This window comes from Klebsiella sp. C283 (genome assembly GCF_048822555.1).
GTDB lineage: Bacteria > Pseudomonadota > Gammaproteobacteria > Enterobacterales > Enterobacteriaceae > Klebsiella > Klebsiella quasipneumoniae.
Map to the genome: position 1 here is coordinate 1 of NZ_JBMEZS010000026.1, position 11,810 is coordinate 11,810.

Below are 11,810 nucleotides of genomic sequence, written 5' to 3' on the forward strand. Positions count from 1 at the left end.
ATATATACAGCCTTAAGCGAGGAAAAAAACGATGAAGTTCATTCCTGCAGTATCAGAAGCCAGCATAGTAAAAATTCCTTTGTTCACAGAGCGATGCCCTGCGGGTTTTCCGTCACCGGCAGCAGACTACACTGAGTCTGAACTGGATCTGAATGAGTACTGCATTCACCGGCGCCACTCCACCTATTTTGTCAGGGCGATTGGCAACTCAATGACTGATATTGGCCTCTATTCCGGCGATCTGTTGGTCGTGGATAAAGCAGAACAGCCGCGGCACGGGGATATTGTTATCGCGGAAATTGAGGGTGAATTTACGGTAAAACGCCTGCTTCTGACGCCGCGGCCAGCCCTGCAGGCGATGAACCCGGACTTCCCTTCCCTGTACCCGGATCCGGAAACGCTGCAAATTTTCGGTGTGGTGACAGCCTTCATTCATAAAACCCGGAGGGCAGACTGATGTTCGCCCTGGCTGACGTCAACTCCTTCTATGCCAGTTGCGAGAAGGTTTTCAGGCCGGATTTGCGCGGCAAACCTGTCGTCGTTCTCAGTAACAACGATGGCTGCGTTATTGCCCGGAGTGCTGAAGCCAAACTGCTGGGTATAAAGATGGGCCCCCCCTGGTTCCAGCTCAAAGAGGCGCAGTTTCCTGAAAAATTGTACGTTTTTTCCAGCAACTACGAGCTCTACGCGAGCCTGAGTAACCGTGTGGTCGCCCTGCTGGAAGAGCTGTCGCCCCGCGTCGAACAATACTCAATTGACGAATGTTTCCTGGATGCCCGGGGAATTGGCCACTGTATGGATCTGGAGGATTTTGGCAGGCAGCTGCGTGGGCATGTTCTCAGTGGAACCGGACTGACGATCGGTGTCGGCTTCGGCGCCACAAAAACACTGGCCAAATCGGCGCAGTGGGCGTCAAAGGAATGGCCACAATTTAGGGGGGTACTGGCGCTGTCGCCCGAAAATCCACGCAGAACGGCAAAATTACTCAGCCTGCAGCCGGTGGAAGAAATCTGGGGCGTGGGGAACCGGATAGCGAAAAAGCTGCACGTTATGGGGATCACCACCGCCCTGCAGCTGTCGCTGACGAACCCCACATTTATCCGGAAAAACTTCAACGTAGTTCTGGAGCGCACGGTACGTGAGCTGAACGGCGAGAGTTGCATTTCACTGGAGGAAGCGCCGCCGCCGAAACAGCAGATTGTCTGCAGTCGCAGCTTCGGGCAGCGGATCACCACCTACGAAGAAATGCGCCAGGCCGTCTGCCAGTATGCCGAGCGCGCGGCGGAAAAGTTGCGCGGTGAGCGACAGTACTGCCGGCATATCAGCACCTTCATCAAGACATCCCCTTTTGCGGTTAATGAGCCGTATTACGGTAACGTGGCCACGGAAAAACTGAACACCCCTACCCGTGACACCCGGGACATTATCGCGGCAGCGGTCAGGTCTCTGGACAGGATCTGGCTCGATGGCCACCGCTACGCAAAAGCGGGGATAATGCTCAATGATTTCAGTCCGAACGGCGTCGCGCAGCTGAATCTGTTCGATGACGTGCAGCCACGGCCGCACAGCGATGCGCTGATGAAGGTACTCGACGGCATTAATCATTCCGGACTCGGGAAAGTCTGGTTTGCCGGACGGGGTATTGCGCCGGACTGGCAGATGAAACGGGAGATGCTGTCACCGGCATATACCACCCGCTGGAAGGAGCTGCCGGTTGCCCGTTTCTGACCGTCGAAATGACAGACGGGACTTGCCGCCAGAGCTTACTTTACCGATCATACAGATGACTTGTCTCAGGAGGGAACCATGACAAACATCATTCTGTGTGATGTGACTGCCAGCGTCTGAGAACTTAAAAACGATCCGGTGGCCACCGCCAGTGCCGGCGGCGGCTACCCGGTCGCGATTATTGACCGCAACCGCCCTGTTTTTTATTGTGTGCCCGCGGCTCTGTATGAACAAATGCTCGATGCGCTGGACGAAAAAGACCTGGTGCAATTGTTGACATCCTCCCCGCCCTGAAGGGCGAGGATTCCTACAGCGTTCAGACCGGAGCCTGACTCGCCTCGGTGGGTTCCTGCTTCAGCGGGCGGCCCGACTGTATCATCCCTCCACAGGCAAGCACGGCATGTCCTGCCGCTAAAATGTTACGTGCTCCGTTGATATCGGCGTTCTCGGTATAGCCGCATACCTGACACACGAATTTACTTTGCGTTTGACGGTTTTCTTTCGCCGTATGACCACAGCAGGCACAACGCTGGCTTGTGTATGCCGGAGGTATCGCCAGTACCTGACCACCACGCCAGAGCTGCTTGTACTCAAGCTGTCTGCGCATTTCGTACCAGCCCTGATCCAGTATCGAACGGTTTAAGCCTGATTTGGCTCTGATGTTTCGTCCGGGCCGCTCTGCCGTACCTTTTGCCGATTTCGACATGTTACTGACCTTCAAGTCCTCAATGACGATCATCGCGTGGTTTTTGCTGATTTCACTGGTGACTTTGTGAAGGTAGTCGCGCCGGATATTGGCAATGTGTGAGTGCAGACGCTGGATTTTTTTCTTCTGTTTCTGCCAACTGGCACTGAATTTAACTTTGCGGCTTAACTGCCGTTGAAGCATAGCCAGCTTACGCTGGCTTGCTTTGAAGCTGTTGACTGGCTGGTATACGGTGCCATCAGAAAGCGTGGCAAGTTTCGTGACTCCGGCGTCCAAACCGACCATTGACGCTGCCTTATGAACCTGTTCAGGCACTTCGTATTCCGTCTGGATGCTAACGTACCATTTGCCGCATGACTGGATGACCGTGACGTTTTTAACTTCGCCGATGACTTCACGGCTATTGCGATAGCGTATCCAGCCCAACTTAGGAAGCGATATACGATTGTTGGTCTGATCGAGCTTCACGCCTTGCGGGCATCGTTTTGGCCGCGTTTCTTGAAACGAGGGAATGCTGCACGCTTCTGGAAGAAATTCTTGTAGCCGCGCTCCAGATCTTTGAGCGACTGCTGCAACGGCTGTGATGGCGTGTCTTTTAGCCACTGGGTATCAGGGTGTGATTTCCACTCAATGAGCCATGAAGCCATTTTGGTGTAGGAAACATATTTGTTCCCCGCTTCATGGTTTTCGTTTTGAAGCGCCAGCGCACGGTTAAAGACGAAGCGACAAGCCCCAGCGAAGCGCCGCATATCGCGCTCCTGCTGACCATTCGGTCTTAACTGGAATTTGAAGGCTTGAAGTCGTTTCATGAGGCTATTTTAACCGAAGTTAGTCGGAAAACCGCGCCTTATATCCCCGCCCTGAAGGTCGGGGTTTTACGGCGCACTGGATAACAGGGGCCTCCTTGCCGTCCCCCAAAAACAAACGGTATGTTTATGCGCTGTGATGATTCCCCCGGATTCTTTTTATGGTCCAGTGGTGTCTACAAAGTCAATTAATACGATAACGTGACGGACTTTCAATATGTTACCCACACGGTTATCCCCCGTTACTGTGGATAATCAATATATTGTGTCTCTGGCAGTTGCTTTTCCTACCATATGTTGTCCCTCCCCGTTCTATTTTGTGATCGCACAGTGTGAAAAACGACATCACAGTGGAGACGCTGCTGACGGGATGATGTTCATCCAGGGTCGTAAGATCGGCCGGTACTGGTTACCCGCCGGACGAAGGGCCGGCCAACGCGCAGCGTCGGTAGCTGGCTTTAAAAATGCCGGCGGAAATTTAAAGATTAAGCTGCATACTCTGCGAAATTTTGCAAATTTCACTCAACATGCTTCGTTCAGATCCCAATAGAGCTTTCACCATCGCCTGTAATAGCCGCCCTGCTGCGTGATTACTCCGCTCATCGGGTTGCTGGCGACAAGCCAATACCTGTTCGTGACAGGCATTGATTGAACCGTTATCCCTAACTAATAATGTGCCGACGATGCAGGTGGGACCGTGGTCCCAGGCAGATAAGCTGACAGATGACGCAGGTGGGACCGTGGTCCCAGGCAGATAAGCTGACCGACGACGCAGGTGGGACCATGGTCCCAGGGAGATAACTTGACCGACGATGCAGGTGGGACCGTGGTCCCAGGGAGATAACCTGACCGGCGATACAGGTGGGACCGTGGTCCCAGGCAGATAAGCTGACAGATGACGCAGGTGGGACCGTGGTCCCAGGCAGATAAGCTGACCGACGACGCAGGTGGGACCATGGTCCCAGGGAGATAACTTGACCGACGATGCAGGTGGGACCGTGGTCCCAGGGAGATAACCTGACCGGCGATACAGGTGGGACCGTGGTCCCAGGCAGATAAGCTGACAGATGACGCAGGTGGGACCGTGGTCCCAGGCAGATAAGCTGACCGACGACGCAGGTGGGACCGTGGTCCCAGGCAGATAAGCTGGCCGACGACGCAGGTGGGACCATGGTCCCAGGCAGATAAGCTGACAGATGACGCAGGTGGGACCGTGGTCCCAGGGAGATAACCTGACCGGCGATACAGGTGGGACCGTGGTCCCAGGCAGATAAGCTGACCGACGATGCAGGTGGGACCGTGGTCCCAGAGAGAATATTCAGGCCAGTTATGTTTTCTGGCCTGTGAGAAAGGAAATGAAGTAAAGGGAGATCACCGTAGACTAATGCGTGTCCGCATCAGACTCCTGGTTTCTCAAGCTCCTTAAGAATGGCTTCTATTTTCTCTATACACTCCGCAGGAATGCGGGACTTATCCAGGTTAAGCACCATTTTATCGCCCTTATACAATGCTGTTGCCCCTGGAGCAAACTGATGACGTGAGCTCAGATTAACTCTTGATGCGGGAGATTGTTTCAGTACGGATGTTAAAAGACTAATGACCTCTTCAGCTTCAAAGATTAGTCCCGCTTTCTTCTGATCGTGGAGAGTCTCAGCCTGCTGCTTCAGTAATTCTTCTTTATCTGCAAAAGCCTTCTGAAGGGCTTCACCTGACCGGGCAGACAGTTCTCCAGGATGTGCAAACAGGGCAACAACGGATTTAGGCAGTTTGGCCGTATTAATACAGCGGGTAATGATCTTACGAGAGATATTTTCCGCATCGGCAAGCGCAGAAATATTTCCTGCAAACTCATTCTGCAGCCGGCTTGTATAACGCAGGCCACGTTCATAAGCACTCGTCGGCCGATAATCGTTACCCAGTCGGGACAATGCAGCCATCTGCTCATCGTCCAGTTCACCAACCAGAACGCGATAATCACTTTCCGTCAGGATTGCGGCTTTACGGCGACGGCTGCCGTCTGCAATTTCTATGACATCAGAAACCCGGCGGCCGAAAGCTGGAGTCTGCTGACCGGTCAGTAAAAATGAAGGAATGAGATCATCCAGAGCATCTTCGGTAAGTAGTTCCTGATCACGCTCATTTCCTGACCATACGCGTGAGGCGCTCTCAACAGAGTCTCCCCGGAGCACCTCAAGGGTAAATTTTACTTCCCGTCCACATACCGGAAGAGAGATAGCATTACCGCGGGCCATAGCACCCACGCGCGCAATTAATGAATCCACCATCGGCGCGGCCGGCGCCGGTGATGAAGTATCTTCAGTCGATTGAGTATGTGTGGTATGCCTTGGAATGACAGGGGCACGCTTCATTATCTAATCTCCCAGCGTGGTTTAATCAGACGATCAAAAATCTCATTACAAACAGGTTCCCAGATTGAAAGTGCGTTTCGCCATGCGCCGGTCGAAGAACGTTGATCAATCGCCTGTTCGAAAACGGTTCTCATGCGGATCTGGCCTTTACCAACTTCATCGGTTTCACGTACCACATTTTTAAGAACCATGCTTCCCCATGCATCGCGAATTTGTTCTTCCATCCACGGGGACTGCGAACCATTGTTATTACTGTATTTGGTAAGCAGAATACGGACATCCGGCTCAAAGCCTTTAAGATCCACATTCCTGAGCAGATCACGAAGCATATCGAAAAACTGCAGTGCAGAAGTGTAATCGAACAGCTCTGCCGGGGTGGGAACAATCAGCACATCAGCAGCGCATACGACATTGATCGTGCCAATACCGAGGTTCGGTGCGCTGTCGATAACAATCACATCATAGTCATGAGCGATCGTTTCAATAGCAAGGCGGAGCATCAGATGCGGGTCGGTGGGCAGTTTTCCTTCATCAAATTTGCCCATCAGTTCAGTTTCAATGCGATGCAGTGCCAGGCAGGACGGAATGATATGAAGGCCAGGCCAGCAGGTTGGTTTTATCGCATAACTGGCATCATCCTTTTCACCAAGATAAAAGGGCAGGAGAGTATCTTCCGCGTGTATATGAAGATCGGGCACCCATCCGTGATACATCGAGGCTGTGCCCTGAGGATCATTACCCTCGACAAGCAGAACGCGTAATCCTTTCAGGGCCAGGTCCTGAGCCAGGTGAACAGAAACGGAGGTTTTGTAAACACCACCTTTGTGAGCAGCAACACCAATCACCGGCGGAAACGCATCTTCAGCACGGCGCAGTCGTGTACCAAATACATCCCGCATGTGATTGATTTGCTCGATGGTATAACCAACGCGTTGCTCAACTCTTCCACGGGTTTCCATATCAGGGTGAGGCAGCCGGCCAGCTTTCTCGGCATCCCTGATAGCCTGAGATGACACGCCAACTAAATCTGCTGCTTCACCAATCCTCCAGCGCCGGGTTATTTTCCGGGCTTCCGGACTGTCATCATTAAACTGCGCAATGGCGATTGCTTTCGTCATTTCATGACCAGCACTTATGCACTGGTTGAGTGTATCCATGAGTCCCATACTGAACATCCTTTAATCATCACTTTGCATTATTTTATTAAATCTTGGAATTTATTGCAAAGCAACAATAAAAACGCAAAGTGCACGAAAAAGTGCAAAGTGAACCGCATTGGGTGATGCAAAGACCGCAGGGGAGTACAAAAGAGTACATACCGCAGCCAATATTAATCACTGCCGCTCGCCGCAGTAAGCGATCTCACGGAGTGAGAAAGCGGCGAGGAAGCGGAAAATCACAGAATTCACAGATTGCACGTACGTCGGGTTGCTTAAGATGGCTCGGGATCAGCCAGTTATAATGAAATTGACTGCGATATGTAATATATTGACTGTGGCATGATACTTACTGTATCTGTGTCGAGAAAGAGGAAAGACGACTCAGCATACCGTAGTCAATGTTTCATTGTTGTACCTGTAGATCTCAATCTTCCAGAGCGTATTCAGGAAAATCAGGGCAGGGTTCTGGATACCTGGTGTGGCGCTTCCGGCCTTGTATCTGAGTTATTCAAGGTCTCGATCCAATAATTGATCCCAAGGAGATCATAGTGAGATCCAAAAGAGATCCCCGGATCGCTCCAGCATGCGCTGTAACTGGCTTTAACGTCTGTCTGGATCGACTGCGGAATGTAAAATGTTGACTGTTATATGCATAATCTAATACTGTGATATGCAACGGTATTTACTGAGGTATGTATATCCGTTGACTGCGATACGTATTACTACATCCTTTTGTGGATAACCGTTGAGGATCAAGATGACGAGCGAAAATAACAGCTTACTTCTGAACCTTCAGGAAGTTGATAAGACAACCGGCGAAGTTGTTAAGCTGGATGTCAACAGCACCAGTACCGTGCAGCCAGTAGCGCTCATGAGACTCGGTCTCTTCGTCCCAACTCTGAAATCAACAGGGAAGAGCAAGGCGAACCGGAAAAACGTTACAGACGCGACTGAGGAGCTTGTACAGCTGTCTATTGCCAAAAGCGAAGGGTACACTGACGTTAAGATCACCGGTTCGCGTCTTGATATGGACACGGATTTTAAAGTCTGGCTGGGGATAATTCGTTCCATGTCGGAGTATGGGGTAAAAAGTGACACCCTGGAACTGTCGTTCGTCGAATTCGTTAAGATGTGCGGATTTAACTCCCGTCGTTCAAACAAAAAAATGCGCGATCGCATCAGTAATTCCCTGTTTAAACTTGCCTCGGTTACGCTGAAGTTCCAGAGCGAGACCAAAGGATGGACCACCCATCTGGTGCAGTCAGCCTATTATGACATCACCGAGGATATCGTTGAGATAAAGGCTGAACCTAAGCTGTTTGAGCTTTACCACATGGACAGAAGGGTACTGCTGCGGCTGAAAGCCATTGACGCCCTGCAGCGCAAGGAATCAGCCCAGGCGCTTTATACCTACATCGAAAGTCTTCCCCAGAATCCTGCACCTATTTCCATGAAACGGATGCGTGACCGGCTAAATCTCACCTCAAATGTCTATACGCAGAACCACACGGTGCGTAAGGCGATGGAGCAGCTGCGGGATATTGGTTATCTGGATTACACCGAGTTTAAACGTGGCCGAGCCACCTATTTCAGCGTGCATTATCGCAACCCCAAACTCATCAGTGGTCCTGTGAAGGTTCCGCGCAAAGAGGAAGAAGAGAAGGCGCCAGAGCAAAATTATGACGAAGTCATTAAGGCGCTGAAGGCTGCTGGCATCGATCCTCTTAAACTGGCTGAAGCCCTCTCAGCGATGAAGCCAGAAAATTGACTGCGATATGCATAACATGACTGCCGGATGCCGCTAAGGACATTCCATTGACTGTGATATGCATCACGCATACCGCAGTCAATATTTATTCTCTATCATCTCTGCCCGGATCGAACAATATTGACTGTAATATGTGATTTGGGGTCGTGATACGCAGATATTGACTACGGCATGCGGGTTAAATGGGGGTAATCCCTGGTCTGTTAACCATTCCATGGGTGATAACATGCCACAGTCAATTTTTCAGTAAAGCTCTATACCCCTTATGAAAATCTCAATCGGGTGCTGAGACGGTCATGTTACCTGACGGTATCCGTTCCCCTGTGTACTGCAGGTTTAGCCCGGCAGGATGAGACTGCAGCTGTCTGTATAACCCGGCGCCAGCTTCACACTGCTAAATGCGATTAGGAAACGGGAGCCGGATGGCAGAAAGGTGTTGGCCACAGATGGTGAATGACTTTCGCGGTTAACGGGATGATTTGCTGAGCTTCCAGGAAAAACGCACAGTGGGATGCACGGCCAGTATGCCTGCATTGTGCCCTGTCTTGACTGCGGTATGTTGATGCCTGCAGGATTGCAGGTCACCGGGTAAGACCATGGCGGTTCAGTCATCAGCATGATGGCCTGGTGTGCTAGAGCAGGGAGGGGGCTGAATGCTCTCTGCTCCTGTATTCCATATTAGCGGAATACAGGACGTCATGCCAGGGCCGTCAATCTCAGCCGGCCGGGGGCAGGGAGCGAAGGATCTCCGCGGCATCTCGCCCATCACCGGTAAAGGGAACGGCCAGGGTGGCAGCCATGTCCAGCGCAAATACCCGGGTATAGACTTCCATCGAGCGCGGATCCTTATGCCCGGCCAGTGCCTGGATGACCTTCCTGGGCTGCCGGTGATAAAGCATGTGCATAATATAGCTGTGACGGAAAGTATGCGGCGTCACGGGGATCGAAAAATGCACGCCGTCAGCTTCAGCCCGCTTCACCGCCTGTTTCAGCCAGTTGCGCATTGTCTCATCCGTGACCGGCCATAACGGCTCACGCCGGCGGGGGCGGGTGGTGACCATCCAGCTTTCCATCTGACGTACAAAACTGGCATCCGTCAGCGGTACCAGACGCACTTCATCTTTTGGCGGCCGGCCACGACGTGCCCGCACTTTTTCCGACAGCACCCGAACAAAAGGGCGCAGACCATCCAGGTCGAACGATTCCGGGGTGAGCGTCCGGGCTTCACCGATACGGATCCCGGTATTCCACATGGTGGCGAACAACATGTGGTGACGCTGGTCAGGCATATACCAGAGGAGGGCGCTCACTTCCGGCGCCAGGAGGTAAGCCGGCGTGGCACCTGTTGAGGTGGCCATCCGCCGGAGTGCCACCGCGGTCGCAAAATCAACGCCCGGGGCGATCGGCAGCAGAGAGACGCGTTCTGGTGAATTCTGCAAGGGAATGATGCTGTTCATGAGTTATTTTTCACGTAGCGCACGCACTGTTTATGGATACAGGTATTTTGCACCTGACGGGCCGATCCTGCCATGACAATAAATCGCAGCGCGCGGATCCTTTTGTTGTCTTATCCCGCATTATTGCGGGTAAAACCAAATGCGTAAAGGATCGTTTTTCTGCTCAGATCCTCCATGAAGCCAGTAATGACGCGGGTTGATGGCTGTTTTACGGTTTTTGGGAGAATTGGAGTAATGCCAGGATGTACATGTTAGGCAGGAAAAAGAAGAGAAGAGAGCGCTACGCGATTTCCGGCCTGGTACACCCCTGTAACCTTGCGGGATTTCGCGTAACGCTTTCATAAGTTTACAACAGAAGAGAAAAGATATTTGCTGAAAAATGAAGTCCGTAAGTTAAATAAAAAATCATGATCCGTCCGGCACTATGTACTTAGCTGTCGTTTAGGTCTTAGGTGTTTTTGCTAAATTACGATGGTATCCCTTGTCAGAGTAATCTGGCTTGTCCTGCACATCTTCAGGTGACAATCCAGTGCAATTTCAGGGGTTAATCCTTTTGTCGTCAGCAGAATCTATCTATAAACGGGCTGTTTGTTGGTTCGCCAGAAGGAAAAAATTTAGCGTCTGAAGTGGTCAACAAAAACTGGCCACCGCGTTAGAGTTTTTCCAGTATCGGTTTTCTGATTCGTTTGGCGGTAACCCACCATTATATTCGTGCGGTCTTAGTGCGCTGTAATATCCAACGATATAGTCCGTTATTGCGCGAGCTGCATCGCTGAAGCTTACATAGCCCGTCGCCGGCACCCATTCGTTCTTCAGACTCCTGAAGAAGCGCTCCATTGGGCTGTTATCCCAGCAGTTTCCACGCCGACTCATACTCTGCCTGATCCGGTATCGCCACAGTAACTGCCGGAACTGCCTGCTCGTATAATGGCTGCCTTGATCCGAATGAACCAGCACCTGTTTTTGGGGATTACGCCGCCATACAGCCATCAGCAGTGCGTTCAGGACAATGTCCTTTGTCATCCGGGATTGCATGGACCAGCCGATAATTTTGCGTGAGAACAGATCAACAACCACGGCAAGATACAGCCAGCCTTCGTGGGTCCTGATATAGGTTATGTCGGTTACCCAACGCTCATCCGGAGCATCCGGATTGAACTGTCGCTGGAGCCTGTTGGGCGACACGATACTGGCCTCGCCTTTACGTGCCCGCGGGCTCCGGTATCCGACCTGAGCCTTTATCCCGACACGTTTCATCAGTCGCCAGACTCTGTTCACTCCGCACTGTTGCCCGCTGTCCCGCAGATCCAGATGGATCTTGCGATAACCATAGACGCATCCCGATTCCAGCCAGAACTGTTTAATCTGTCCTGTCAGTCTCAGGTCTGCCTGATGGCGTTGTGAATGCGGCTGCTGAAGCCAGGCGTAAAAGCCACTGGGATGAACATCCAGCACCCGACAGAGCAGGCGAACAGGCCAGCAACGGGCGTTGTCACGGATAAAGGCGAAGCAGGAAAATCGTCTTGAACGTCAGCTGCAGCAACTGAGTTATGCGCGGGTGCTTATCCTGGATGAAATAGGTTATCTGCCAATGAACCGTGAGGAGGCGAGTCTGTTCTTCCGGCTGCTGAACCGCCGGTATGAAAAAGCGAGCATCATCCTGACGTCAAACAAAGGGTTCGCCGACTGGGGTGAAATGTTCGGTGATAACGTGCTGGCGACGGCGATCCTGGATCGTCTTCTGCATCACTCAACGACGCTGAACGGCTTTGTTGAATAAATCGAACTTTTGCTGAGTTGAAGGATCAGATCACGC

At 51.8% G+C, this 11,810-nt stretch carries 7 protein-coding genes and 3 pseudogenes; 5 read left to right on the top strand and 5 right to left on the bottom strand.

Going from position 1 to position 11,810, the window contains the following annotated elements:
- Nucleotides 1-31 precede the first annotated feature (31 nt).
- From umuD to ACOI7Z_RS26135, 3 genes are all read left to right on the top strand, one after another.
- Nucleotides 32-457 carry a translesion error-prone DNA polymerase V autoproteolytic subunit gene (umuD, locus tag ACOI7Z_RS26125; RefSeq protein WP_004182047.1) on the top strand — a complete coding sequence of 142 codons (426 nt, stop codon included), beginning with the start codon at nucleotides 32-34 and terminating at the stop codon, nucleotides 455-457.
- Nucleotides 457-1,728 carry a Y-family DNA polymerase gene (locus ACOI7Z_RS26130; protein WP_023307489.1) on the top strand — a complete coding sequence of 424 codons (1,272 nt, stop codon included), beginning with the start codon at nucleotides 457-459 and terminating at the stop codon, nucleotides 1,726-1,728. The genes umuD and ACOI7Z_RS26130 overlap by 1 nt, the downstream gene beginning before the upstream one ends.
- Before the next feature lie 138 nt (nucleotides 1,729-1,866).
- Nucleotides 1,867-2,022: a hypothetical protein gene (locus ACOI7Z_RS26135; protein ID WP_001776126.1), complete on the top strand. Its 156-nt coding sequence runs from the start codon at nucleotides 1,867-1,869 to the stop codon at nucleotides 2,020-2,022.
- 22 nt (nucleotides 2,023-2,044) lie between these two features.
- On the opposite strand, the pseudogene ACOI7Z_RS26140 reads toward ACOI7Z_RS26135, so the two are convergent.
- The 3 genes and pseudogenes from ACOI7Z_RS26140 to sopA all read right to left on the bottom strand — a co-directional run bounded on the left by ACOI7Z_RS26140 (nucleotide 2,045) and on the right by sopA (nucleotide 6,775).
- A pseudogene (locus ACOI7Z_RS26140) lies at nucleotides 2,045-3,243 on the bottom strand (RNA-guided endonuclease InsQ/TnpB family protein).
- Nucleotides 3,244-4,637: 1,394 nt separating this feature from the next.
- Complete coding sequence (locus ACOI7Z_RS26145; RefSeq protein ID WP_004152062.1) at nucleotides 4,638-5,609, bottom strand: ParB/RepB/Spo0J family plasmid partition protein; 972 nt, start codon at nucleotides 5,607-5,609, stop codon at nucleotides 4,638-4,640.
- Nucleotides 5,609-6,775: a plasmid-partitioning protein SopA gene (gene sopA / locus ACOI7Z_RS26150; protein WP_023307490.1), complete on the bottom strand. Its 1,167-nt coding sequence runs from the start codon at nucleotides 6,773-6,775 to the stop codon at nucleotides 5,609-5,611. Before sopA ends, ACOI7Z_RS26145 begins: the two co-directional genes overlap by 1 nt.
- Before the next feature lie 751 nt (nucleotides 6,776-7,526).
- Between sopA and ACOI7Z_RS26155 the strand changes: the two genes are divergently transcribed.
- A complete protein-coding gene (locus tag ACOI7Z_RS26155) occupies nucleotides 7,527-8,537 on the top strand; it encodes a RepB family plasmid replication initiator protein (protein ID WP_000200071.1) in 1,011 nt (336 codons plus the stop codon).
- A gap of 716 nt (nucleotides 8,538-9,253) precedes the next feature.
- Here ACOI7Z_RS26155 and ACOI7Z_RS26160 read toward each other — a convergent pair.
- Together ACOI7Z_RS26160 and ACOI7Z_RS26165 are read right to left on the bottom strand one after the other, a co-directional pair.
- Nucleotides 9,254-9,994 carry a tyrosine-type recombinase/integrase gene (locus tag ACOI7Z_RS26160; protein WP_001515717.1) on the bottom strand — a complete coding sequence of 247 codons (741 nt, stop codon included), beginning with the start codon at nucleotides 9,992-9,994 and terminating at the stop codon, nucleotides 9,254-9,256.
- A 630-nt stretch (nucleotides 9,995-10,624) separates the two neighbouring features.
- Nucleotides 10,625-11,503: pseudogene (locus ACOI7Z_RS26165) on the bottom strand (IS3 family transposase); the annotation flags it as partial.
- Between ACOI7Z_RS26165 and ACOI7Z_RS26170 the strand changes: the two are divergent.
- A pseudogene (locus ACOI7Z_RS26170) lies at nucleotides 11,493-11,759 on the top strand (ATP-binding protein); the annotation flags it as partial. The pseudogenes ACOI7Z_RS26165 and ACOI7Z_RS26170 sit on opposite strands and share 11 nt — an antisense overlap.
- Nucleotides 11,760-11,810: the final 51 nt, after the last annotated feature.

Coding starts and splice junctions, on each gene's coding strand:
- ACOI7Z_RS26130 (WP_023307489.1), top strand. CDS start 457: ATGTTCGCCCTGGCTGACGTCAACTCCTTCTATGCCAGTTGCGAGAAG.
- ACOI7Z_RS26155 (WP_000200071.1), top strand. CDS start 7,527: ATGACGAGCGAAAATAACAGCTTACTTCTGAACCTTCAGGAAGTTGAT.
- sopA (WP_023307490.1), bottom strand. CDS start 6,775: ATGGGACTCATGGATACACTCAACCAGTGCATAAGTGCTGGTCATGAA.
- ACOI7Z_RS26160 (WP_001515717.1), bottom strand. CDS start 9,994: ATGAACAGCATCATTCCCTTGCAGAATTCACCAGAACGCGTCTCTCTG.
- ACOI7Z_RS26145 (WP_004152062.1), bottom strand. CDS start 5,609: ATGAAGCGTGCCCCTGTCATTCCAAGGCATACCACACATACTCAATCG.
- umuD (WP_004182047.1), top strand. CDS start 32: ATGAAGTTCATTCCTGCAGTATCAGAAGCCAGCATAGTAAAAATTCCT.